The 22717-nt window shown below is 70.4% G+C and carries 23 protein-coding genes; 9 read left to right on the forward strand and 14 right to left on the reverse strand.

The window, feature by feature from the left end; genetic code table 11:
• Positions 1-185 precede the first annotated feature (185 nt).
• The 4 genes from IEZ21_RS16900 to IEZ21_RS16915 form a co-directional block, all read right to left on the reverse strand.
• Positions 186-1109 carry a sirohydrochlorin chelatase gene (locus tag IEZ21_RS16900; RefSeq protein WP_189322714.1) on the reverse strand — a complete coding sequence of 308 codons (924 nt, stop codon included), beginning with the start codon at positions 1107-1109 and terminating at the stop codon, positions 186-188.
• 119 nt (positions 1110-1228) lie between these two features.
• The gene (locus IEZ21_RS16905) at positions 1229-2272 is read right to left on the reverse strand and encodes an N-acetylglucosamine kinase (RefSeq protein WP_189322715.1); all 1044 of its coding nucleotides are present in this window, start codon (positions 2270-2272) and stop codon (positions 1229-1231) included.
• Entirely contained in the window at positions 2269-2946 is a 678-nt protein-coding gene (locus IEZ21_RS16910; RefSeq protein ID WP_189322716.1) for a uracil-DNA glycosylase, read from the reverse strand. The genes IEZ21_RS16905 and IEZ21_RS16910 overlap by 4 nt, the downstream gene beginning before the upstream one ends.
• A gap of 146 nt (positions 2947-3092) precedes the next feature.
• Complete coding sequence (locus IEZ21_RS16915) at positions 3093-4178, reverse strand: WD40/YVTN/BNR-like repeat-containing protein (protein ID WP_189322717.1); 1086 nt, start codon at positions 4176-4178, stop codon at positions 3093-3095.
• Between the two features lie 221 nt (positions 4179-4399).
• Here IEZ21_RS16915 and IEZ21_RS16920 point away from each other — a divergent pair, with 221 nt between their 5' ends.
• Complete coding sequence (locus IEZ21_RS16920; RefSeq protein ID WP_189322718.1) at positions 4400-4978, forward strand: Rv1733c family protein; 579 nt, start codon at positions 4400-4402, stop codon at positions 4976-4978.
• 80 nt (positions 4979-5058) lie between these two features.
• On the opposite strand, the gene IEZ21_RS16925 is transcribed toward IEZ21_RS16920, so the two are convergent.
• Positions 5059-6138 (reverse strand): NADH:flavin oxidoreductase/NADH oxidase, encoded by a 1080-nt coding sequence (locus IEZ21_RS16925; RefSeq protein WP_189322719.1) that lies wholly within the window; start codon positions 6136-6138, stop codon positions 5059-5061.
• A gap of 192 nt (positions 6139-6330) precedes the next feature.
• On the opposite strand from IEZ21_RS16925, the gene IEZ21_RS16930 reads away from it, so the two are divergent.
• Positions 6331-6690 (forward strand): ArsR/SmtB family transcription factor, encoded by a 360-nt coding sequence (locus IEZ21_RS16930; RefSeq protein WP_033318665.1) that lies wholly within the window; start codon positions 6331-6333, stop codon positions 6688-6690.
• On the opposite strand, the gene IEZ21_RS16935 is transcribed toward IEZ21_RS16930, so the two are convergent.
• From IEZ21_RS16935 to IEZ21_RS16945, 3 genes are all read right to left on the reverse strand, one after another.
• Positions 6610-8019, reverse strand: a complete 1410-nt coding sequence (locus IEZ21_RS16935; RefSeq protein WP_189322720.1) for a nucleobase:cation symporter-2 family protein — start codon at positions 8017-8019, stop codon at positions 6610-6612. The two genes, IEZ21_RS16930 and IEZ21_RS16935, sit on opposite strands and share 81 nt — an antisense overlap.
• A 126-nt stretch (positions 8020-8145) precedes the next feature.
• A complete protein-coding gene (locus IEZ21_RS16940) occupies positions 8146-9495 on the reverse strand; it encodes an FAD-dependent oxidoreductase (protein ID WP_189322721.1) in 1350 nt (449 codons plus the stop codon).
• Positions 9496-9703: 208 nt separating this feature from the next.
• A complete protein-coding gene (locus tag IEZ21_RS16945; RefSeq protein WP_189322722.1) occupies positions 9704-10354 on the reverse strand; it encodes a DUF305 domain-containing protein in 651 nt (216 codons plus the stop codon).
• Between the two features lie 214 nt (positions 10355-10568).
• On the opposite strand from IEZ21_RS16945, the gene IEZ21_RS16950 reads away from it, so the two are divergent.
• Entirely contained in the window at positions 10569-12080 is a 1512-nt protein-coding gene (locus IEZ21_RS16950) for an LVIVD repeat-containing protein (RefSeq protein ID WP_189322723.1), read from the forward strand.
• Here IEZ21_RS16950 and IEZ21_RS16955 read toward each other — a convergent pair.
• The 5 genes from IEZ21_RS16955 to IEZ21_RS16975 form a co-directional block, all read right to left on the reverse strand.
• Positions 12059-12769 carry a TetR/AcrR family transcriptional regulator gene (locus tag IEZ21_RS16955; RefSeq protein ID WP_189322724.1) on the reverse strand — a complete coding sequence of 237 codons (711 nt, stop codon included), beginning with the start codon at positions 12767-12769 and terminating at the stop codon, positions 12059-12061. The genes IEZ21_RS16950 and IEZ21_RS16955 overlap by 22 nt on opposite strands.
• Positions 12770-12910: 141 nt before the next feature.
• On the reverse strand, positions 12911-13603 hold the full coding sequence (locus IEZ21_RS16960) for an HAD family hydrolase (protein WP_189322725.1): 693 nt from the start codon (positions 13601-13603) through the stop codon (positions 12911-12913).
• A gap of 10 nt (positions 13604-13613) precedes the next feature.
• On the reverse strand, positions 13614-14333 hold the full coding sequence (locus IEZ21_RS16965; RefSeq protein ID WP_189322726.1) for a phosphatase PAP2 family protein: 720 nt from the start codon (positions 14331-14333) through the stop codon (positions 13614-13616).
• A 68-nt stretch (positions 14334-14401) separates the two neighbouring features.
• A complete protein-coding gene (locus IEZ21_RS16970; protein WP_189322727.1) occupies positions 14402-15337 on the reverse strand; it encodes a M56 family metallopeptidase in 936 nt (311 codons plus the stop codon).
• 84 nt (positions 15338-15421) lie between these two features.
• Positions 15422-15955 carry a DUF5134 domain-containing protein gene (locus tag IEZ21_RS16975; protein WP_189322728.1) on the reverse strand — a complete coding sequence of 178 codons (534 nt, stop codon included), beginning with the start codon at positions 15953-15955 and terminating at the stop codon, positions 15422-15424.
• A gap of 211 nt (positions 15956-16166) precedes the next feature.
• Here IEZ21_RS16975 and IEZ21_RS16980 point away from each other — a divergent pair, with 211 nt between their 5' ends.
• The 5 genes from IEZ21_RS16980 (at position 16167) to IEZ21_RS17000 (ending at position 21041) form a co-directional block, all read left to right on the forward strand.
• Positions 16167-16697 carry a MarR family winged helix-turn-helix transcriptional regulator gene (locus IEZ21_RS16980; protein ID WP_033318655.1) on the forward strand — a complete coding sequence of 177 codons (531 nt, stop codon included), beginning with the start codon at positions 16167-16169 and terminating at the stop codon, positions 16695-16697.
• A 145-nt stretch (positions 16698-16842) separates the two neighbouring features.
• Complete coding sequence (locus IEZ21_RS16985) at positions 16843-17976, forward strand: LacI family DNA-binding transcriptional regulator (protein ID WP_189322729.1); 1134 nt, start codon at positions 16843-16845, stop codon at positions 17974-17976.
• A 25-nt stretch (positions 17977-18001) separates the two neighbouring features.
• The gene (locus IEZ21_RS16990) at positions 18002-19246 is read left to right on the forward strand and encodes a sugar ABC transporter substrate-binding protein (RefSeq protein ID WP_189322730.1); all 1245 of its coding nucleotides are present in this window, start codon (positions 18002-18004) and stop codon (positions 19244-19246) included.
• A gap of 8 nt (positions 19247-19254) precedes the next feature.
• Positions 19255-20217, forward strand: coding sequence for a carbohydrate ABC transporter permease (locus IEZ21_RS16995; protein ID WP_051744412.1), 963 nt, complete (start codon positions 19255-19257; stop codon positions 20215-20217).
• The gene (locus IEZ21_RS17000; RefSeq protein WP_189322731.1) at positions 20214-21041 is read left to right on the forward strand and encodes a carbohydrate ABC transporter permease; all 828 of its coding nucleotides are present in this window, start codon (positions 20214-20216) and stop codon (positions 21039-21041) included. Before IEZ21_RS16995 ends, IEZ21_RS17000 begins: the two co-directional genes overlap by 4 nt.
• Before the next feature lie 91 nt (positions 21042-21132).
• On the opposite strand, the gene IEZ21_RS17005 is transcribed toward IEZ21_RS17000, so the two are convergent.
• Complete coding sequence (locus IEZ21_RS17005; protein ID WP_189322732.1) at positions 21133-22182, reverse strand: Ppx/GppA family phosphatase; 1050 nt, start codon at positions 22180-22182, stop codon at positions 21133-21135.
• Positions 22183-22320: 138 nt separating this feature from the next.
• On the opposite strand from IEZ21_RS17005, the gene IEZ21_RS17010 reads away from it, so the two are divergent.
• The gene (locus tag IEZ21_RS17010; RefSeq protein WP_246567816.1) at positions 22321-22668 is read left to right on the forward strand and encodes a DUF6479 family protein; all 348 of its coding nucleotides are present in this window, start codon (positions 22321-22323) and stop codon (positions 22666-22668) included.
• The last annotated feature ends 49 nt before the right edge of the window (positions 22669-22717 follow it).

Genomic DNA, 22717 nt, shown 5'->3' on the forward strand with positions numbered 1-22717 from the left:
GTTTGTTCCAGACCTTTGATCGTCGGCTGCTACCGCCGCCCCGACGGCGCGGTACCGAGAGGCGCCGGCGGCGTCATGCGTAGCGATCGGCCAGGTCCTACCGCCAGGCCGTACGAAGGCGGACACGTCGATGGGCCCGCTCCTGCGAGAGGAGCGGGCCCATCGACGTACGGGGTGTGCCAGGGTCAGCGGACCGGCGCGCCCTGCGGCTGCTGCGGGGCGATGCCCAGTGCCGTCGTGTACTTGGAGAGCGCGAGCTTGCCGATCGCCGGGTACGCGCCGAGCCCCTCGGCGGCAGAGCAGCCGGCCTCCTTCGCGGCGGCGTCGAGCAGCGTCGAGTCGAGCTCGGGGCCGATCAGGTACGGCGCGAGCGCCAGCTGCTGGGAGCCCGAGGAGCGCAGCTGCTCGGCGGTGGACGCGATCGCGCCCTCCTCGTCGAGCGCCGCAGCCATCACCGGCACGGCGAGGCGGGCGGCGAGCAGCATGCCGGTGATCCCGGCAGCCTGTACGGCCTCCTCGCCGCCCACGGACGCCAGGATGATGCCGTCCGCGGCGGTCGCCACGGTGAACAGGCGGGCACGGTCGGCGCGCGCCAGACCCGCCTCGGACAGCCGTACGTGCAGCGCCTCGGCGAGCAGCGGGTGCGGGCCGAGCACATCGGTCAGCTCGGCCGCGACACGGCTCTCCATGACGGCCTGACGGATACGGCGCAGCAACGCGTTGTCCGGACCGGCGAGCAGCGGCACGACGACGGCGACGGGGCCCTCCGGCTCGCGGACATCCACACCGGCGGCGCGGGCCTGCTCGAAACGGGCGGTGCGCTCCTCGGCGGTGTGCACGAGCACCGACTGAAGCGTGGGGAACTCCGAGTCGTCACCGTCGAGGTACGCGATCCGCGCATCGAGGCCGGGGAGCTCGGAGCGCGCGATGCTCACGACCTCGTCGGCGAGGCTGCGGACGGCGCCGCTGGGCGTGCCGGGCACCGCGAGGACGAGCGCGGGCGCGCCCTCGGGAGCCGCCAGCGGCTCCGGACGGCGGTGCCGCCCGGACTGGCGGGGTCGCGGCATTCGTACTGGCAGGCCGGACGCGGGCCCAGTGGGGGAGCTCATGGCGCCGCATGTTACTGGTTTCTTGGGCTCCCCTGTTCGGGGAGGGGGCAGGTGAACGGTATACGTCCGCTTTTGTCTGATGAGTTACGTACGGATTGATCTCTTTGCGTACGTGCGGATCATGGTGCGGGGGTCCCGGGTGCGAGGGCCTCGGGTGCGGGGGTCTCCGCGATCACGTACAGCATGTCCTCCTCGCGCGGCAGCGTCAGCCGGTCCTCGGCCAGGTCGACGGCGATACGTACGGCGCCGGCGAGCGGATCGCCCGCGGCCGGAACCTGTCGCGCGTACGGCAGCCGGTCCGTCAGCGCGGCACGCAGGGGTACGAGGAGGGGGTCGCCCATCTTGAACAGTCCACCCGTAAGGGCGACTTGGACCTCCCCGAAAACCTCGCCGCCGGCGGGGCAGACCGCGCGGGCCGCGTCGGCGATGTGCCGGGCGGCCTCGGCCAGGATGTCCACGGCCACCGGGTCGCCGTCGGCGCAGGCCGCCACCTCGGGTGCGAAGGACGCGAGCATGGCGGGGCGGTCGGGGCGCGGGTAGAGCTGCCCCGGCCAGGTGCCGGCCGGGCCGAACATCACCTCGCCGCGCGCCAGGAGCCGGGCCGAGCCCCCGGAACGTCCGTCGTGCGCGCGCAGGGCCGCGTCGAGTCCGGCTCGCCCGATCCACGCTCCGCTGCCGTTGTCGCCCAGCAGATGACCCCAGCCGTCCGCTCTGCGCCAGCGCGTCAGATCCGTACCGATCGCGATCAGGCCGGTGCCGGCCGCGACCACCGCACCCGGTCGCTGCCCCAGCGCACCCACATACGCGGTGACCCCGTCGGCGGCCAACGCGAGCCTGCGCACACCGAGTTCGCGGGCCAGCGCTGACGGCAGGTCGGCGCGCAGGGCGTTGCCCAGCGAGGTGTAACCAGCGGCCCCGACGGTGACGGCGCGAAGCGTGGTGATCCCCGCGTCCGCCATCAACTGCCGGGCCATCGGCACCAGTTGCTCCATCAAATGCCCGGCGTCGATGCCGCGCGGCCCTGTGCGCACCGGCTCCTCGGACTTCAGCGGAACAGCCGTGCCCCGGCCCTCCCGGCCACCCTCGACCGCCAGTACGGCACGCAGCCCCGAACCCCCGGAGTCCACACCCAGCACCCCCGACAGCTCGCCGGGACCGGTCACGGCAGCCGCCAGTCCACGGGTTCGCCGCCCTGACGGACCAGCAGTTCGTTGGCCCGGCTGAACGGGCGCGAACCGAAGAAGCCCCGGTCCGCCGACATCGGCGACGGATGGGCCGACTCCACCGACGGCAGGTCACCGAGCAGCGGCCGGAGGTTACGCGCGTCGCGCCCCCACAGGATCGACACCAGTGGTCGGCTCCGCGCGGCAAGCGCCCGGATCGCCTGCTCGGTGACCTCTTCCCAGCCCTTGCCCCGGTGCGCGGCGGGACGCCGCGGGGCTGTGGTGAGCGCCCTGTTGAGCAGCAGCACACCCTGCTCGGTCCAAGGCGTCAGGTCGCCGTTGGACGGCTGCGGCAGCCCCAAGTCGCTGATCAGCTCCCGGTAGATGTTGATGAGGCTGCCGGGCAGCGGCCGCACCTCGGGCGCGACCGAGAACGACAGCCCCACCGCATGTCCCGGTGTCGGATACGGATCCTGGCCGACGATGAGGACCCGGACGTCGTCGAAGGGCTGCTGGAAGGCACGGAGGACATTCGGTCCGGCCGGGAGATAGGTGCGTCCCGCGGCGATCTCCGCGCGCAGGAAGTCACCCATCTCGGCGATCCGTCCGGCCACGGGTTCCAGGGCCTTGGCCCAGCCCGGTTCGACGATTTCATGCAAGGGTCGTGGAGCCACGGCGTCACCCTACTGCCGTGCGGGCAGGGGCGATCAACCGGTGGTCGTGACACGACTGAACGTGATACGTCCGGTGACGGCGAGGGGCGCAGAGGATTCGCCCGATGCCCGATGCCCGACGACTCATGACTGACAATTGCCGGCACTCAATCGATCACCGCCGCACGTACGCACAGCACATCCGGTAGATGCGACGCCAACTGCCGCCAGCTGTCCCCGTCGTCGGCCGATGCGAACACCTCTCCATTGCGGTTGCCGAAGTACACGCCCGCCGGGTCCGCGCCGTCCGTGCACATCGCGTCGCGCAGCACCGTGCCGTAGTGGTCCTCCTGTGGCAGCCCCGCCGAGAGCGCCTCCCAGGTCTTGCCCGCGTCCGCCGTGCGGAAGACCCGGCATCGGCGCTCGGCCGGGATCCGGTCAGCGTCGGCGTTGATCGGGAACAGGTACGCCGTGTCCCCGCGGTGCGGATGGGTGGCCGCGGCGAAGCCGAACGTGGACGGCAGGCCCTCGCCGATGTCCGTCCAGTGCGCGCCCGCGTCGTCGCTTCTGTAGACACCCCAGTGGTTCTGCAGATACAGCCGGTCCGGGGTCGTCGCGTCCTGTGCGATCTTGTGCACGCACTGGCCGAACTCCGGGTTCGGATCGGGCAGGAACACCGCGGAGACACCGGAGTTGGAGGGCGCCCAGCTCTCGCCGCCGTCCTTCGTACGAAAGACACCGGCCGTGGAGACGGCGACCGTCACCGCGCTCGGATCGCGCTCGTCCGTGATGACCGTGTGCAGGCCCTCTCCGCCGCCGCCGGGCACCCACTGCGAGCGCGTCGGGTGCTCCCACAGGGGCCGGACGAGTTCGAAGGTCTCGCCGCGGTCCTCGGAGCGGTACAACGCGGCCGGCTCCGTGCCCGCGTACACCACGTCCGGCTCGGCCGCCGCCGGGTGCAGCTGCCACACCCGCTCCAGCGAAGCCTCCGTGTCCTGAGGGAACTTGACCGCCGGCTTGGCCGGTTCGGTCCAGGTGCGGCCCAGGTCGTCGGAGTGGAAGACGGACGGGCCCCAGTGCGCGCTGTCCCCGCCGACGAGGAGCCGCGGCACATCACCGCGGGTGTCGATGGCGACCGAGTAGACGGCCTGCGCGTTGAAGTACGGACTGTCGTCGAACTCCCAGACGCCGCCGCGCCGTCGCCCGATGAACAGGCCTTTCCGCGTGCCTACGGTGAGCAGTACGTCGGCCATGCCGACCACCTCCGGACGTCGTTGTCGGCAGATACGGGTCAGACATGGGTCAGTCTGCACCCAGCCACTGACAATCACCCCTGAACGCAGCATCCGGGCAGTTCAGAGCGCTTTCGGCGTCCGATGGCGATGTGGGGTCCGTCTCCCTGTGAGCACCGGGGCGATCGCTCGCGTATGGGAGGGCGGGGACTGGTGCGTCGGTGAGGAGATTGGGGCGTTCGATGGCGGCATTCCGTGGTCCGAGGGTGTGGCTGTGGCGATGGCGGCGCAACCCGCTGCGGCGCCGCAGCGACGAACTGGAGTCCTGGCTCCTGCTCGCCACCTGGGCCCTGACGCTGGTCACCGGGCTGCTCGCCGGACTGGCGACGGCACACGCGGTCGAGAGCAGCCTCGCCCAGCAGCGCGCCGAGTGGCATCCCGTCCTCGCGCTGACCAGTAAGAACACGCCCGCCGCGAGCACATCCGCGGCCAGCCACGAACGCGTGTGGGCGGAGGTGCGCTGGACCGCGGCGGACGGTTCGCCGCACACCGGCCAGGCCCGTGTCGAGCCCGGCAGCACGGCCGGTACCCCGGTCGTCGTGTGGACGGACCGCGACGGCCGCCTCGTCACCAAGCCCGCCAGCGCGTCCCAGGCCGGACTGCGGGCCGGAATGTCCGGGGTGCTGGTGGGGGCGAGCGCCGCCGCCGTGCCCCTCGGCGGCGGGCGGCTGTTGCGCAGGCGTCTGGAGCGGCAGCGCATGGAGCAGTGGGACGCGGAGTGGGAGAAGTTCGGCCCTCAGTGGGGATGGAAGACGGGCTGAGGGGCGGGCCGAGCCGAATCGGTGCCGCCCGGAGCCGTACGGCCGATGGTCGTGCCGCTGCGAAGCCCTGCGCCCAGTGGTCAGACGGACCGGTGGTACTGATCCGGTACGTGCACCTCGCCCCCGAGTTCGCGCGCCGCGTGCCGGGCCCATGAAGGGTTGCGCAGCAGCTCCCGGCCCAGCAGTACGGCATCTGCCTCACCGTTGGCGAGGATCTTCTCGGCCTGCTCGACATCGGTGATGAGACCGACGGCGGCGACGGGCATGGACGTCTCGCTCTTCACCCGGGCCGCGAAGGGAACCTGGTAGCCCGGGCCGATGGGAATGCGGACACCGGAGGCGTTGCCACCACTGGAGACGTCGAGCAGATCGACGCCATGGGCGGTCAGTTCGTCGGCGAAGCGGACCGTGTCGTCGGCCGTCCAGGCGTTCTCCTCCAGCCAGTCGGTGGCCGAGATACGGAAGAACAGAGGCTTGTCGTCCGGCCATACGGCCCGCACGGCGTCGACCACTTCGAGGGCCAGGCGCGTGCGGTTCTCGTACGAGCCGCCGTACGCGTCCGTGCGCCGGTTGGAGTGCGGGGAGAGGAACTCACCGATCAAGTAGCCGTGCGCACCGTGGATTTCGACGATCTCGAAGCCGGCGGCGAGAGCGCGGCGCGCGGCGTCGGCGAACTGGCCGACGACCTCCTGGATCCCCTCGACCGTGAGCTCGGTCGGCACCGGGTGGTTCGCGTCGAAGGCGAGCGGGCTGGGCCCGAGCGGCTGCCAGCCATGGGCGTCGGGGCCGACCGGAGCGCCGCCCTTCCAGGGACGATCAGTCGAGGCCTTGCGGCCGGCGTGCGCGAGCTGCACGGCCGGAACGGTGCCCTGCCCCTTGAGGAAGCGCGTGATCCGGCGGAAGGCCTCGGTCTGTGCGTCGTTCCAGATGCCGAGGTCGTACGGCGAGATCCGGCCCTCGGCGCTGACGGCCGTGGCCTCGACGACGATCAGGCCCGTGCCGCCGGTGGCGCGCGCCGCGTAGTGGGCGAAGTGCCAGTCGTTCGGAGCACCCATGTCCGGGCCCTCGGGCGCCGCCGAGTACTGGCACATCGGGGGCATCCAGACCCGGTTCGGGATGGTCAGATCGCGCAGGGTGTAGGGCTCGAAGAGCGCGCTCACGGCGGACTCCAATCGTCACGGGGCCGGGTTACGACTCGTACGATAGGCATCGTAGTACGGGAGATGTCAAACTACGATAGCTCTCGTACAATGAAATCCTCCGGAGCGATGGAGCCCCCAGAAACTTCGGAGACCGCCGGAACCTCCGGACCAGAAGGCCTGAGCACTCTGAGCACAAGGACTGGAGCCGCCGTGACGACCGCCACCCCGACCAGCAGCAGCCGCGAACTCCCGCACCCCGCACGCGAGGAGATCCGGCTGGAGTCCGTGCTGCACGCGCTCTCCGACCCGATGCGGCTCCAGGTCGTACGAGAGCTCGCCGCCGACGGCGACGAGCTCTCCTGTTCGCATTTCGACCTTCCCGTCACCAAGTCCACGACCACGCACCACTTCCGGGTGCTGCGCGAGAGCGGAGTGATCCGGCAGGTCTACCGGGGCACCGCCAAGATGAACGGGCTGCGTCGGGACGACCTAGACGATCTCTTCCCGGGACTTCTTGCCAGCGTCCTGACCGCCGCCGCTCGCCAGGCCGTCCGCCTCGGGGGCGGCTGAACCACCCTTTGAACCGCCCTTCGAGGGAAGGTGGTTGAAGAGCAGGTTCAGCACGATCGCCGTCAGGCAGCCCGCGCTGATCCCGCTGTTCATCACCGTCTGGAACCAGTCCGGGAACTTCTCGTAGACCGTCGGCACCCCGACCGGCAGCATCCCCACGGCGACCGAGACAGCCACGGCCGTCAGGTTGTCGTTGCCCTTGAAGTCCACTTGCGCCAGCGTCCGCAGACCGCTCGCGGCGACCGTCCCGAACATCACCAGACCCGCGCCGCCGAGCACCGGCGCCGGGATCGCCGCGACCACCGCACCCAGCTTGGGCAGCAGGCCGAGCAGAACGAGCATGCCGCCGGCTGCCGCCACGACCCAGCGGCTGCGGACCCGCGTCATGCCGACGAGGCCGACATTCTGCGCGTACGCCGTGTACGGGAAGGTGTTGAAGACACCGCCGAGCACCGTGGACAGGCCGTCGGCGCGCAGACCGTCGGCGAGCGGGCGCGGCTCGACCTTCCGACCGGTCATCTCGCCGACCGCGATGAAGTCACCCGTCGTCTCGGTCATCGTCACCAGCGCCACGACCAGCATCGACGCGATCGCCGACGCCTCGAAGGTGGGGGCGCCGAAGTGGAACGGCGTACTGATCCCCAGCCAGTCCGCGTCCCCGACCCCGCCGAAATCCGTGAAACCGAAGGGCACCGCGACGGCGAGGCCCACGGCGATGCCGATCAGTACCGCGATCCGGCGCAGGAACACCGGGGCGAACCGCTGCACACCGAGCACCACCGCGAGCACGAAGGCTGCCAGCGCCACGTTCTTGGGCTCGCCGAAGTCCTCCGAGCCCGCGCCACCGGCCGCCCAGTTGCCCGCCACCGGCAGCAGCGAGAGTCCGATGATCAGGATCACCGTGCCGGTGACCAGCGGCGGGAAGAACCGCAGCAGTTTTCCGAAGACCGGTGCCAGCAGAATGATCGCGAGTCCGGCGACGATTACCGACCCGTAGATCGCGGGCAGTCCGCCGCCGCCCGTACCGATCAGCACCATCGGCGACACGGCCGCGAAGGTGCAGCCCTGCATGATCGGCAGCCGCACACCGAAGCGCCAGAAGCCGACGCACTGGATGAGCGTCGCGATACCGCACAGCAGCAGATCGGCCGTGATCAGATACGCCATGTCCGCGGGCGACAGCTTCATCGCACTGCCCACGATCAGCGGGACCGCCACGGCGCCCGCGTACATCGCGAGCACGTGCTGCAGCCCGAAGGCGGCCAACTGGCGGACGGGTGGGACCTCGTCCACCGGGTGCACAGGACGTGCGGGTGTGGTGGTTGCCATGGGCACTCCAGGAGCGGCGGGGGAGCGGAGCGGGGACTGCACGTGACCGTAAGGGGCTTGAACAGTTTGTTGATTTCCTCGCTGTTGCCGTCAGGTGTCATGCCCTCCGAGGCCCGCTCGACCCTGCTACGGCCCCGCCGTCCGCGCCGCCTCCATCAGTGACGACCAGTCGGGCAGCTTGACCACGCTCCGCCCGAGCGAGGCCCCGAGCTCCGCCTCGGCCCGCTCGATCGCCAGCCAGCCGGACCACTCGACCGGCCGCAGGCCCTCCGCACGCAGCACCGCGAGGGGATCGTCCGGCACCTCACGGTGTACGAGTACGGGGGCGTCCTCCAGCAGTGAGGTCACCGTCTCCTTCGCGCAGGGCCGGTTGGTGCCGATGACGCCTGTCGGACCCCGCTTGATCCACCCCGCCACGTACTCGCCCGGTGCCACCGAGCCCTCGCGCAGGACCCGTCCCGCGAGATGCGGCACCGTGCCGTGCTCCCCGTCGAACGGCAGGCCTTCCAGCGGTACCCCGCGATAGCCGACCGAGCGCAGGACCAGTTGCGCCTCGATGTCCTCGTACCGCTCTGTGCCCGTCACACCACCGTGCCCGTCCGGCGTCGTCCGCTCGAAGCGCACGGCGCCCACGCGTCCTCCGCCGGGGAGCAGTTCGACCGGGCGGAGGAAGAAACGCAGCCGGATCCGCCGGGAGGCGCCCTGCGGTGGCCGCGTGGCCCAGTCGCGCAGTACCTCCACGTTGCGGCGCCGGGCGGCGGGGAGCGCGGAGGGGTCGGCGTACGCCGGATCGAGCGCCAACTCCTCGGGGTCCACGATCACTTCGGTGTCGGGCAGCGCGCCCAGCTCCCGTAGCTCCTTGGTGGTGAAGCGGGCCTGGGACGGGCCGCGCCGGCCCACCATCTGGATGTCCCGCACCTGGCTGTGGGCCAGCGCGGCGAGTGCTCCCTGCGGCATGTCGGTGGGGCTCAGCTCGGCGGCGCCCCGGGCCAGCATCCGGGTCACGTCCACCGCGACGTTGCCCACGCCGATGACGACGGCCGCACGCGCGCCGAGCACGAAGCCGTCGGCGATGGCGTCCGGATGCGCGCTGTACCAGGACACGAACTCGGTCGCCGACCAGCTGCCCGGCAGCTCCTCGCCGGGCACTCCGAGACGCCGGTCGGTGGCGGCTCCCACGCAGTACACGACCGCGTGGTACAGCTCCCGCAGCCGGGCGGCCGACAGCCCGTCCGGGCCGACCTGGACGCCGCCGAGGAACCGCACCCGTTCGTGCTCCAGGACCGTGCGCAGATTGTTCTGCAGCGACTTGATCTTCTCGTGGTCGGGCGCCACGCCGTACCGCACCAGTCCGTACGGGCACGGCAGCCGGTCCAGGACGTCCACGCGGACCTCCGGCACCTGGCTCTGCTGGACGAGACTCTGCGCGGCGTAGACCCCACTCGGCCCCGAACCGACCACGGCGATGTGCAGCACGGCGGAACTCCTTCCCGTAGGAGCTACCTCCACAATCGCACCGAGCCGCCCCCCACGGGAGGGCCACGAACGCGTCGCTACGCCACCGGAGTGCACCACCGCGCGCTCTGCCCGGCCCGCCCCAAAGTCGCGCGCCACCGGCACCTTCCATCCGACGCGCGCCGCCCGCGCCGGGCCGACCCCGCAGAAGTGGCATACGCGCCCCGGGTCAGGGCATGTCCCTCATCTTGTTGATCTCTGTCGTCTGCTGGGCGATCACGTCGTCGGCCATTTCGCCGATCTGGATGTTGTTGCCCTGCGCGAGCACATCCGTGGCCATGGTGATGGCACCGTCGTGATGGGTGATCATCAGCTTGAGGAACAGTTCGTCGAAGGCTTTGCCCTTCGCCGCGCGCAACTTCTTCAGCTGGGCCTCGGTCGCCATGCCCGGCATCGCCTCATGGTCGTGCGCCTGGTCGCCCTTCTTGTCGCCGCCGTGGGCCTGCTGCCAGCCCTTCATGGCGTCGATTTCCGGCCCTTGTGCGGCCGCGATCCGCTCGGCGAGGCGCTTCACCTGGGTCGACTCGGCGCGTTTCGGGGCGAGTTCGGTCATGTCCAGGGCCTGGGTGTGATGCTCGATCATCATCCGCGCGTATGTGAAGTCCGCCGAGTTGGGGGAGTCGTCGGGCCGCCGCTTCTCGGCGTCCTCGGCGGAGAGCGTCTCAGCCGCCTCGCCCGGTTTCCCCGGAGCGATCACCGAAGGACCCTTGCCCGACGCGGACTTGGGCTCGTCGTCCGAGCCGGTGCAGCCGGCGAGCGTGAGCACGGCGACCGTCACGGAGGCGGTGACCACGTGACGGTACGTACGACGAATGAGCACAGCGGCCTCCTGCGGCACACGAAATGGCGGACACCTTGTGGGTGTTGGGAACCGTCCTACCCCGTTGCCGATCGCCGATGACACGTTGCCGTTCGTGAATGATCAGAAGAATTCGTTACGGCTGCATTGCGCCCTGTTGTTCTGAGCATGATGAAGACGATACTGCGGTGGTGCCTTAACCGTTCAACTGCGAACGGCTACAAGGGAGGACGCAGTGACCCTGTTGAACAACCACCGAACACGGCGCAGACGACTGGGAGTTGTCGCGACCGCGGCCGGACTCCTGGCCGCGCTGCTCACGGCCGGTCCGGCGGTCGCGACCCCCGACCCCGGGGACACGCCGGCCACCCCGGACAAGGTCTCCAAGAGCAAGGCGGCCGAGGTCAGGGAGGCGATAGAGAGCGGCGAAATCCCCGGGAAGGACGAGATCGTCCACTCGGACAACATCACCCACCTCGCCAACATCCCCAAGGACGCGCTGCCGGGCACCAATTCGGACCTGGCCTTCCAGGGGAAATACGCGTACTCCGGCAACTACGACGGCTTCCGCGTCTTGGACATCAGCAACCCGAAGGCCCCGAAGACGGTCTCCCAGGTCCTCTGCCCCGGCTCGCAGAACGACATCTCCGTCTCCGGCGACCTGCTCTTCCTCTCCACCGACTCCTCGCGCAGCGACAACTCCTGCAGCAGCACCACGCAGCCCGCGACCGAGAAGTCCTCGTGGGAGGGCATGAAGATCTTCGACATCAGCGACAAGCGGAACCCCAAGTACGTCGCCGCCGTCGAGACCGCCTGCGGCTCGCACACCCACACGCTGGTGCCCGAGCGCAGGGACGTCTACGTGTACGTCTCCTCGTACTCGCCCAGCGCCACCTTCCCGGACTGCCAGCCGCCGCACGACGGCATCTCGGTCATCAAGGTGCCGCGCAAGGCGCCCCAGAAGGCGGCGGTCGTCGGCTTCCCGGTGATCTTCCCCGGTGAGGGCCCTGACGGCGGCGGCAATCCCGGCGCGCCCACCAACCCAGGTGTCTCCAAGACCACCGGCTGCCACGACATCACCGTGCTGCCCTCCAAGGACCTCGCGGCGGGCGCCTGCATGGGCGACGGCATCCTGTTCTCCATCAAGGACCCGGAGAACCCGAAGGTCATCGACCAGGTCCAGGACAACGTGAACTTCGCGTTCTGGCACTCGGCGACCTTCAACCAGAAGGCCAACAAGATCGTCTTCACCGACGAGCTGGGCGGCGGCGGCGCGGCCACCTGCAACGCGGAGATCGGCCCGAACAGGGGCGCCGACGGCATCTACGACATCGTCGGTAAGGGCGACAAGCGCAAGCTCGTCTTCCGCAGCTACTTCAAGATCGACCGCCACCAGGCGCCCACCGAGGTCTGCGTGGCCCACAACGGCTCGCTGATCCCGGTCAAGGGCAGGGACATCATGGTCCAGGCCTGGTACCAGGGCGGCGTCTCCGTCTGGGACTTCACCAACTCCTCGAAGCCCAAGGAGATCGCCTACTTCGAGCGCGGCCCGGTGGACACCGAGCGGCTCACGACCGCCGGCCCGTGGTCGGCGTACTACTACAACGGCTACATCTACTCGAACGACATCGCCAAGGGCTTCGACGTCCTGAAGATCAGCGACCGGCGTACGGACCCGGCGAGGTGGATCCGTATGTCCGAGCTGAACGCGCAGACCCAGCCGGACTATTTCGACTGGCGAGGCTGACCGGCTCGGCCGGCCCGGCCTGCCGCGCCGGCTTCGGGGTCCTGGGGCGAGAAGAACCGTGACAGGTCCCCGCCATTGGTCCCGCCGGGCGCCTCGGCGTCCGGCGGGACACCCAGCTCCCAGTCGAGCCCATAGCGCTTGAACAGCTCGGCCCGCAGAGTCGGCAGCGGCATCGGGACGCCCGGCACCAGGGCCGCGTACACCGAGCCCATGAGCAGCGCCCGCAGCATCGGATACTCGACGGCGGGGTCCTGCGAACCGTAGCGGGTGACGGTGTCCCTGAGCAGTTCCGCCAGGCGTTGCTGCTCCGGGCACTGTACGAACCCCTCGGCCTGCAGGATCCCGGCCATGTGCTGGCGCATCAGCAAGGGATGGTCCCGGGCCAGGCCCAGGATCGCGTCGATGGCGCGCGCCATGCGCTCCCGGCCGTCCTCGGTGCGCGGCTCGCGCTCCAGTGCCTCCTGGAGCGTGCAGTGCATCAGCCGGTGGACCGCCGACTGCACGAGCTGACGCTTGCCCGGGAAATAGTACGAGACGAGTCCGCGCGCGGAGCCCGCGCGGTCAGCGATGTCGCCAAGTGTTGTCGCCTCGTAACCATGCGCGCTGACCAGCTCAAGGGCGGCCTGCAGCAGCTTTTCCCGGGATCGCCGCCGCAACTCTTCATTGACCGAGCGGCTGCGGGGGGACATTCTGTAACTCCTGGGTTGACTGGCTGCCAGCCAACTATACTCAGCGCGTCCATGGTAGCCCCTTCCCAGGGGTCCCCTTCGGGCTGCCGTCCGCCTGGGCGACGCGGGGGATCGTCCAGGCGGACGGGAATCTCAGAGCTCTCAGCCGACCAGGTCCAGGACCGGGCGGAGCCCGTCCGGACGCTTGGTCACCGGCAGATGGTCGACGAAGTGCACCGCGCAGCCCAGAGCCGCCGCGCCGCCGTCCGCGCGGCGGTCGTCGCCCACCATCAGCGTCTCCCGCGGATCGACACCGAGCGCGTCGCAGGCGGTCGCGAACAGGCGCGGGTCCGGTTTCTGGATGCCGTGTTCGTACGACAGGACGTACGCGTCGACGTACGGATCGAGCCCATGGTCCCGGAAGACGGGCCGTAGGTCCCAGCCGATGTTGCTGACCACACCGACCACCACACCGCGCTCACGCAGCGCGCCCAGCACCTCGGCCGTGTCGGGGTACGGGCGCCAGGCGGTCGGTGTCATATGGCGGTCGTACAGCGCGTCGTGCAGGGCCGGATCGGGCAGCGACACCTGACGGGAGAGGCCGGTGTAGGCGGTCCGGTGCAACTCGGCGCTCTTGTCGCGGATCTCCCACACCGGGGCGAGCTCATCGGGGATCCGCCCCGAGGGGAAGGACCCGCCCGGCAGCGCGCCCACCGTGTCCAGGGCCCGGGCAGCCCGGATCAACTCGGGCTCGGGGAGGGAGATTTCGGTCTCGGCCAGCACCGCGCGCAACCAGGACTCGGTGGATTCGATACGGAAGAGCGTTCCGGAGAAGTCGAACAAGACAGCAGCCACGCGCCGGACCTTACCGGTGTTCCTGTTCGGCGAGTGGCCGCTGTGGCGCATCGGCCGAAGGCGCCGGCCACCGCTCGTACGCCACCACCGTGAGCGCGACGGTCAGCGCGCCGAGCAGCCAGCCGCCGAGCACGTCCGTCGGCCAGTGCACGCCCGTCCAGACCCGGGTGAGGCCCACGCCGACGACGGAGACCGCCGCGAGGGTCACGGCGATACGCCACAGGACGCGTCCGACGCCGTACAGGTGCAGGAGCCAGAGCAGCAGGCCGCACACCACCGCCGCCGTCATGGCGTGGCCGGACGGGAAGGCGGCGTAGTGGGCCGAGTCCACGGGGTCGGGCCACACGGGCCGCTCCCGGCCTACCGCGGCCTTCATGCCCTGCTGAAGCAGGGTGCCGAGGAGGGTGGCGGCTCCCAGCCAGAGGGCGGGCCGCCAGGCCGAGCGCCGGATGATCAGCCAGAGCACGGTCGCGGTGGCCAGGGCACGCATGGTCCAGGGGTCCCACACCCAGTCCGTCAGGATGCGGGCCGTCTGCGTGACGTCGGGCTCGTCGACCGCCCACTCGTGCGTCGTACGCGCGATGTCGCCGTCCAGGTCCATCAGCGGGTCCCAGGACAGGACGACCAGTGCGAGCAGCAGCACGGAGGGAACGACGAGGGCCACCGCGGCCCGGACGGCGGCTGTGGGGGCCGGCGTGCGGGGCGGCGAGTCGACAGTGGGGGAGTGCATGGAACGATTCTCGCGGACCGCTGGGGCCGAAGGCCAACTCCGGGGCGTACGTCGACTTGTGCGCTTGGTTACCCCAGCGCCCGCAGCCCCGGCACGAACGCCACCAGCAGTGGAACCACCGGTACCAGCGCCGCGGACGCCGTGAGCCGCAGCCGGTGGACGGGCGGCAGGCGGTCCGGAGGAGTGAGCAGACGGTTCACGCGCTGCGGGACATGGGCCTGCGGAGTGGGACAAGGGCCGAACACACCCCGGTCCTCGTTCAGTTCCACCAGCGCGAGGGCGGTCGTCAGCCGGCCGAAGCGGCGGGAGGCCATGTCGTCGGCGGCGAGTTCGACCAGCCGGTGCATCTCGTCGCGGAACGCCGCGAACACGGGAACCTGCGGAAAGCCGTTGGCCAGTGCCGCCGAGGAGTGCAGCAGCCAGTCGTGCCGGGCCCGCGCGTGCCCCTGCTCATGGGCGAGCACGGCGTCCAGCTGGCTCCCCTTGAGGCGGCGCAACGTGGCGGTGGTGATGACGAGTCGGGGCGCCGCCCCGGGCAGCCACCAGGCGTCCGGACGCTCGCCCTCCAGCACGACGAGCCGGTCGCTGCCGGGCTCCTCGCCGGGCAACAGCGGGGCGCGTACGCGGAGTTCGGCCCGCTCGCGGCGGCGGCGCGCACGGGCCCGTACGATCTCGCGGACCAGCATCGCCGCGCTCCACAAGCCACCGCAGGCGAGCGCCACGGCGGTCGCCGCGGCCCAGGGGCTCGCTTCGGCGAGCGCGTAGGCGTCCACGACGTGGTGCGGGGCGGGGGCGAACACATGGCCGCGCACCGCCTGCCAGGCGGCAGCCGCACTGAGGGTCATCGACAGCACGCAGCACAGCAGGACCGCCGCCACCACGCACTGCCACACCCACAGGGCGACCACCGGTTCGCGGTCCGCCCAGTTGGCTCGGGCGAGCAGCCGCGGAGCCAGGACGGCGGCCAGAGCGCCGAGCAGCAGCAGTGCCGCGGGGACCATCATGAGGGCAGCCTATGAGCGGGGCGGCGCCAGGGGATACGGGCTGCCGTGGCAAAGTGACGCAGACCACGGTTTCGTACAGTCGGGTCACAGTGTGAGAAGCATCGCGAGCATCCCGATGCCCATCGAGAGTCGGCATGCCAGCGCCAACTCCGGACGGTCTCCCCAGCCGACCGTGCGGGTGCCCCCTTCGGGTGCGTCGACGACGGCCGGCATCAGGCGCGTCCCGGTCCACAGCACGTATCCGGTGAAGTACGCGAAGAGTGCCCCGGTGAGCACGGGCAGCCCGGAGTGTGTCCCGCCTGCCATCACCACCGCCATGTAGAACATCGCGGCCGCGCCCACCAGATGGTGCAGATGATGGCGGCAGGTCCGCGCCGCCCACAGGGCGCGCAGCGCGGCCGCGCCGAACACGGCCGCGCAGACGAGCCAGGCCCATCTCGGCGGCGTCAGCACCGCGGCGGGCACGGCCATCGCGGCCATGCCGAATCCCATGAGCGCCTCACCGCCCGCCGTGCGCCGCTGCTCCTCGACACAACTGCGCATCCGCAGCAGACAGTAGGCCCCGGTCGCCGCGCACAACGCGACGAGCAGCCAGAGCGCCGACACCGGTCCGTGCACCGCGCACCTCCCCGATCGACGGTGTTCGGACAGTCCGGTCGAAGAGATGCCCTGGCCTGCTCGCGGGCACGCGAGCGCAAGGGTGTACACGGGGAGCGTGCGGGGGTGCACCTGCCTCGGGAGCGGGTGCTGCGCGCCGGGCAGGCCGGACGCCGTACGCTCGCAGCGACGGTACGACGGCAGGGACTGCGGGCACTCGGGGGCGCACAGCATGACGACAGTGAACGGGCGGGCGATAGCGGGGGACACCGTCGCGACGGTGGTACGGCAGTGGCGGACGGTCCACCCCGACCTCGACACCGGACCCATCGAGATCATCGGCCGCATCAACCGCTGCGCCGCCCTGCTCCAGCAGGCGGAGGATGCCCCGCTGCGCCATGCCGGGCTCACCCGTCCCGAGTTCGAGCTGCTGGCCGCCCTGCGCCGCACCGGCCGTGAACTGACCCCCAGTGAGCTGGCCCGGGAGACCTTCTCCTCCGGCGCCGCCGTCACCAAGCGGCTCAAGCAGCTGACGGGGCGCGGCCTCGTCGAGCGCCGCGGTGACAGCCGTGACCGGCGTGTCGCCCATCTGCGTCTCACGGACGCCGGACGCGAGCTCGTCGACGAAATCGTCCCCGGCCAACTCGCGTACGAGACGGCCGTCCTGTCCGGGCTCGACCCTTCGACGCAGGGTGAACTCGGTGCGCTTCTCGGGGAGTTGCTGGGCCGACTGGAAGAGCGGCTGGGCGCGCCGCGGGTCTGAGTGTTTCTGTCGCGTCGGAAACTTCTTGGTTACCGACCGTTGACATGAGACCTGTGTCACTCCTAGCGTTCGGCACGCCGGTTCGGGAAACCGGCTGACGTACGAAATGTCGAACGACTCTGGGTGTGGGGGAGGTGTGTCCGCGATGTCGAACCGGTTCGACGAGGTGGCCGAAAACAGCCGCGCCCCCATCCAGGGCGACCGCACCTCTGCGGCCAAAGACAGCCGCATTCCCGTGAACAACGGCAGCCCCACGTCCGTCAACATCGGCGAGATCGCCCGGCTCGCCGGTGTCTCGCGCAGCACGGTCTCGTACGCCCTGAGCGGCAAGCGGCCGATCTCGGAGCGGACCCGGCTGCGCATCCAGCAGGTCATCGACGAGCACGGCTTCCAGCCCAACGCCAGCGCCCGCGCTCTGGCCCACGGCCGCACCCAGACCATCGGCGTGGTGTTCCCGCCGGCCGGACGGCGCTACACCGACATGCAGCTCGACTTCCTCAGCGCGGTGATCGACGCCGCCGCCGTGCACGACCACGACGTATTGCTGTCCCGCAGCGGTGAGGGCTGGGACGAGGCCTTCGACCGGCTGGTGGGCCAACGCCGTGTGGACGGCGCGATCCTGATGGAGATACGCGTCCAGGACTCGCGCGTGGACAGGCTCCTCGGCAGCGGATTCCCCTTCGTCACCATGGGGCGGACCGCGGACCCCGATGCCCTGTCCTGGGTCGACATGGACTGGACGGAGCTCACCGCACGCTGCGTACGGCATCTCGCCGAGCTCGGTCACCGGCGGCTCGCCCTGGTGAACCGGCCGCGGAAGCTGTTCGCCGTGGGGTACGAGGCGGCGCACCGAGCCGTCGACGGCTTCCGGACGGCCGTCGCCGAGCTGGGGCTTGCCGGCGAGATCCACCACTGCGGGGACGACGCGGCCTCCGGCGAGGCGGTCGTCCAGGAACTCCTCGACCATGACCCGCTGACGACCGGGATCGTGGTGCTCAACGAGGCGGCGCTCGTGGGCCTGTACCGCGGGCTCGACCGGGCGGGCCTGTCCGTGCCCGGCGATGTATCGGTGACCGGCGTCGTCGGCGCCCGCTGGGCCGAGACGGTCACCCCGATGATGACCGGCTTCGACAACTCGTCGGACGTCATGGGCCGGCTCGCCGTGGACCTGCTGCTGGAACGGCTGGCGGGCTCCTCGACGGCAAGGCCCCGGCAGCACCTGCTCACCCCCGAACTCACGGTCCGCGCGAGCACTGGCCCCGCGCAGACGCGCAGTTGATCCACGCACCCTCTGGGAGACGCACATGTCGAACCGGTTCGACCGCCGCTCGTTCATGCGGATATCGGGCACTGGAGTTCTCGCCGCGGGCCTGGCCGGCCCGCTCACCGCCTGCGGCGGCTCGGAGAGCAGCTCGTCCGGCTCGAACGAACTCGTCTGGTGGGACTACCTCGTCGAGGAGGCCCGCCAGCCCGGGATGAAGGCCCTCATCGCCGACATCGAGAAGCAGGTCGGCGTCAAGATCACCCGGCGGACCTTCCCCTTCGCCGAGCTGGAACCCGCGATCATCAAGGGCGCCGCCTCCGGGGACCTGCCGGACATCGCGATCGTCGACAACACCTCGATGAACTCCTTCGTCCCGCAGGGACTCCTCACCGACCTCACCGACCGCGTGAAGAAGTGGGGCCAGTCGAAGGCGTACTACGAAGGCCCGTGGAACAGCGGCGTCATCGACGGCAAGACATACTCCGTGCCGAACAACTCCAACTGCCTCTGCCTGTACTACAACACCGAGATGCTCGAGGCCGCGGGCGTCGAGCCCCCGAAGACCTGGGACGAGCTCGCGGAGGCGGCGAAAAAGCTCACCAAGGGCGACACGTTCGGGTTCGCCATGAGCGCGATCAAGACCGAGGAGGGCGTCTTCCAGTTCGAGCCCTTCCTGTGGTCCACCGGCGGCGACCTGGACACCTTCGGCACCGACGGCGCCAAGGCGCTCGGATTCCTCAAGGAGTTGGTGGACGCCGGCTCGCTGTCGAAGCAGAGCGTGGGCTGGACGCAGCAGGACGCCAACACCCAGTTCGTGTCCGGCCGCGCGGCCATGCAGATCAACGGGCCCTGGCAACTGCCCGCCCTGCAGGACCAGACGAAGGTCAAGTGGGGCGTCGTCCCGATTCCCGTCGACAAGGAGCCGGCGAGCTGCCTCGGCGGTGAGAACTGGGTGATCCTCAAGACCAGCAGCAAGGCCGACCAGTGCTGGGAGGCCATCGTGCGCAGCCAGGAGAAGACGGTCCTGGCCAAGTACCTCGACGGGCTCGGCCTGTTGCCCGCCCGCTCCGACATGGCCGACGCGGGCAAGTGGGCCACCGACCCCACCCTGAAGGTCTTCGTGCAGGAGTTCGCCAACGCGCGCCCCCGCTCCTACGGCCCGAACTACCCGCAGATGTCGCAGGCGATGGCCGAGGCCCTCCAGGCGTCCCTCACGGGCAGCTCCAGCCCGCAGGCCGCCGCGCGGAAGGCCGCGTCCGCGATCACGCCCAAGCTGCAGAAGTAAGGCAGGGAATGAGCCTTCAGGTGAAAGCCCCCGAGCCGCTGAAGGCGGTGGAGAAGACCCAGACCGTGCGGCGCGGCCGATCCCTCTCGGCGCGTCGCACGGGGGCCGGGTACGTCATGTCGGCGCCGGCCCTGCTGTTCCTCGGCGCGACCATGCTCTTCCCGCTCGCCTACAACTTCTGGACGTCCGTCCACGATGTGGCCATCGGTGATCTCATCACCGGGGACTGGCAGTTCAGCGGCGCCGACAACTACGACAGCGTCGTCTCCGAAGGCGCCTTCTGGCATGCGATGCGCATCTCGCTGGTGTTCACGGCCGGCTCGCTGTTCTTCCAGTTCACGATCGGTTTCGCGCTGGCGCTGCTGTTCGCGAAGACGTTCCCGCTCGCGGGCCTGTTCCGCTCGCTGATGCTGGTGGCCTGGCTGCTGCCGCCGATCGTCAGCGGCACCCTCTTCCGCTGGATGCTCGACGCCGACGCGGGCGCGTACAACGAACTCCTGCGCCTTGTCGGCCTCGACTCCCTCGCCCACAACTGGCTCACCGACCCCAGCACCGCCCTGCCCGGCGTCATCGCCGCCAACATCTGGGTGGGCGTGCCCTTCAACATGCTGCTGCTCCTGGTCGGCCTGCAGTCCATCGACCCGACGCTCTACGAGGCGGCCGAGATCGACGGCGCCGGCCCCTGGCAGCGGCTGCGGCACATCACCGTCCCGATGATGAAACCGGTCTCGGCGGCCGTGCTGCTGCTCGGCCTGATCTACACCTTCAAGGTCTTCGACCTGGTCTTCGTCCTCACCGGCGGCGGACCCGTCGACAGTACGAGAGTCCTGCCGCTGTACGTGTACGAGGTCGCGTTCAAGCTCTTCCAGCTCGGCCGGGGCGCGGCGGCGGGCGCACTCCTGCTGGTCATCCCGCTGATCGTCGCGATCGTCTACGTACGACGCCTGCGCAAGGAAGGAGCCGCCTCATGACCCGTACCGAACGGCCCTGGCTGCTCACGCTCGTCGCGGGCGTCATCACGGCCTTCTTCCTGCTGCCGCTGTACTGGATGATCGCCACCTCGCTGAAGAAGCCCGACCAGGTGCTCGTCTCACCACCGCAGTGGATCCCCTCGCCGTTCACCGGCGAAAGCTACTCGCGGGCCCTCGACAAGCCGATGCTCGGCCAGGCGCTGCTCAACAGCGTCGTCATCTCGCTCGGCGTCGTGGCGCTGACGCTGCTGCTCGCGGTGCCCCTGACGTACGCGGTCGCCCGGATCCGGATGCGGGGCTCCGGTGCGATGGTCCTGTCGCTGCTGGTGGCGCAGTTGCTGCCGAGCATCGTGCTGGCCGCGCCGCTGTTCATCGTGCTGCGGCAGGTGGAGCTGACCAACACCCTCATCGGGCTCGTCATCGCGGATACGACGCTGACCTTGCCCTTCGCGGTCATCGTGCTGCGGCCACTGGTGCGGGCCATGCCCGTCGAGGTGGAGGAGGCGGCGCTGGTGGACGGCTGCGGCCTGCCCGGGGTGCTGTGGCGGGTCGTGCTGCCCATCATGCGGCCCGGACTGATCGCGATCGGCGGCTTCTCGTTCCTGCTCGGCTGGGGCGAGTTCGTCTTCGGGATCACGCTGAACAGCGATCCGAAGGTGCAGCCGGTGACCGTCCTGCTCAACACCTTCGTCGGTCAGACGGGTACCGACTGGGGGCCGCTCATGGCGGTCGCCACGCTCGTCAGCATCCCCGTGGTGTGCGTCTTCGCGATGCTCCAGCGCTACATCGTGGGCGGGCTGACCGCCGGAAGCGTCAAGTCCTGAGGTCCACCGCGACCGACTCGGCGACTTCGTGGCCGCCCGGTAGCCGTCGGGTCGGCGGCACCGTCCGCCGACCCGCGACCCCTGCGGACAACTACCCGGTCTCGCCCGGCAGTTGAGCGCCCGCTGCCGCGGCGTCGTCCCCGCCCACGGGGTGCAGCACCCGTGGCTGCGCGGCCTCGTGCCCGCGAAGGGAAGGGGCCGTGCCGTCCCACCAGTCGGCGTTGCCGTCCTCGATGCAGCGGAGCAGGATTCCTTCGCGCAGCGCCCAGGGGCAGATGGTCACCTCGTCGATACCCATCAGCTTCATGGTGGTGTGCGCGACGATCGCCCCGGCCAGGGACTGTCCGGCGCGGGCAGGGGAGATGCCGGGCAGCACGGCGCGTTCCGCGGTCGGCAGCTCGGCGAGCCGGCGTGTGGCCCTGCCGAGGTCTGCGAGAGTCATGCCGCGCGGCGTGAAGGGCCCCGACCGGCCGGGCGGCGCCCCGCACAGCCGGCCGAGCTGCTGGAACGTACGCGAGGTGACGACGGTCGTACGCGGCGCCTCCCAGCGAATGCGGGCCGCGACATCGCGCAGCTGGTGGCGGACATGGCGGCGCAGCGCCCTGACCCTGCGCTCCGAGGGCGGGTCCTGGCCGCGGAAGTGCTCGCGGGTCAGCCGGTTGGCGCCCAGCGGCAGCGAGATGGCGAAGTCGGGCAGCTTGCTGCGGCCGAAGGCCACTTCCAGCGAACCGCCCCCGATGTCCAGCATGGCCAGCGGCCCCGCACGCCATCCCATCCACCGCCGCGCGGCCAGGAACGTCAGCTCGGCCTCGACCTCACCGGGCAGGATGTGCAGCGGCACCCCGGTCTCCGCGGCGACCTTCCGCAGGATCTCCGCGCGGTTCGGGGCGTCCCGCACGATCGCCGTGGCGAAGGCGAAGGGCGCCGTCACACCCCAGCGCATACCCTCCTCTCTGGCGGCCGTGACGGCGTCGACAAGCCGGGCCACCTGCTCGTCCGGCAGGTGGCCGCCCCGCTCGACGTACTCCGACAGTCTCAGCCGCCGTTTCGAGGTGTGCACGGGCAGTGGAACAGCACCGTCCGTCTCGGCGATGACCAGCCGTACCGTGTTCGAACCGACATCAAGCACTCCCATACGCATGGCTTCCCAGTACCCCGGGCGGTGTCCGCCATGCGGTGGCCCGGCGCGCCCGCGTGCGCACCCCAGAAGGGCTCGCGAGGCACCGTTTCAGCTGGTCCTCAGGGGTACACGAAGGATATGGACACCTTCGGCAGAGGTTTGGCCGTCCCTCACGAGATCGCGGCAGGGGCGATCCCCTTCGTGATGGGGGTGGTGATCGCGTCGATGCTGGTGCTCGCGGTGTGGTGGGGCATGCGCGTGCGTGACCGGGAACCCGGGCCGCCGGACCCCGAGGACCAGCCCCATCTCCCCGAATCCGGCCCCGTCCACGAGATCCGCGAGATGCGCGAGCCCGACGAGGTGCCGCATGACGGAGGGGTGCTCCTCCCGCACGAGCTGCGGGGCTTCGGCAACATCCGCTCGCACACCGCGAAGGACCAGACGCCGCCGACCTGGAGCCCGAACAGCAGCGGCGGTTTCGGCAGCGGCTCGCCCGGACACCACTGAGGGTCGCCGGCCGGTCTACGAAGGGGCGGGGCTTGTGACGGAGCCCCGT

The sequence above is a fragment of the Streptomyces flaveus genome (assembly GCF_014647675.1).
In the GTDB taxonomy this organism is placed as follows: Bacteria; Actinomycetota; Actinomycetes; order Streptomycetales; family Streptomycetaceae; genus Streptomyces; species Streptomyces flaveus.

What these genes read in the sequence shown, in the direction of transcription:
- IEZ21_RS16990 (WP_189322730.1), top strand. Translation starts at nt 18,002, where the DNA reads ATGTCGAACCGGTTCGACCGCCGCTCGTTCATGCGGATATCGGGCACT.
- IEZ21_RS16915 (WP_189322717.1), bottom strand. Translation starts at nt 4,178, where the DNA reads ATGGCCGACGTACTGCTCACCGTAGGCACGCGGAAAGGCCTGTTCATC.
- IEZ21_RS16920 (WP_189322718.1), top strand. Translation starts at nt 4,400, where the DNA reads ATGGCGGCATTCCGTGGTCCGAGGGTGTGGCTGTGGCGATGGCGGCGC.
- IEZ21_RS16965 (WP_189322726.1), bottom strand. Translation starts at nt 14,333, where the DNA reads ATGCACTCCCCCACTGTCGACTCGCCGCCCCGCACGCCGGCCCCCACA.
- IEZ21_RS16935 (WP_189322720.1), bottom strand. Translation starts at nt 8,019, where the DNA reads ATGGCAACCACCACACCCGCACGTCCTGTGCACCCGGTGGACGAGGTC.
- IEZ21_RS17000 (WP_189322731.1), top strand. Translation starts at nt 20,214, where the DNA reads ATGACCCGTACCGAACGGCCCTGGCTGCTCACGCTCGTCGCGGGCGTC.
- IEZ21_RS16985 (WP_189322729.1), top strand. Translation starts at nt 16,843, where the DNA reads ATGTCGAACCGGTTCGACGAGGTGGCCGAAAACAGCCGCGCCCCCATC.
- IEZ21_RS16980 (WP_033318655.1), top strand. Translation starts at nt 16,167, where the DNA reads ATGACGACAGTGAACGGGCGGGCGATAGCGGGGGACACCGTCGCGACG.
- IEZ21_RS16970 (WP_189322727.1), bottom strand. Translation starts at nt 15,337, where the DNA reads ATGATGGTCCCCGCGGCACTGCTGCTGCTCGGCGCTCTGGCCGCCGTC.
- IEZ21_RS17005 (WP_189322732.1), bottom strand. Translation starts at nt 22,182, where the DNA reads ATGCGTATGGGAGTGCTTGATGTCGGTTCGAACACGGTACGGCTGGTC.
- IEZ21_RS16900 (WP_189322714.1), bottom strand. Translation starts at nt 1,109, where the DNA reads ATGAGCTCCCCCACTGGGCCCGCGTCCGGCCTGCCAGTACGAATGCCG.
- IEZ21_RS16995 (WP_051744412.1), top strand. Translation starts at nt 19,255, where the DNA reads ATGAGCCTTCAGGTGAAAGCCCCCGAGCCGCTGAAGGCGGTGGAGAAG.
- IEZ21_RS16955 (WP_189322724.1), bottom strand. Translation starts at nt 12,769, where the DNA reads ATGTCCCCCCGCAGCCGCTCGGTCAATGAAGAGTTGCGGCGGCGATCC.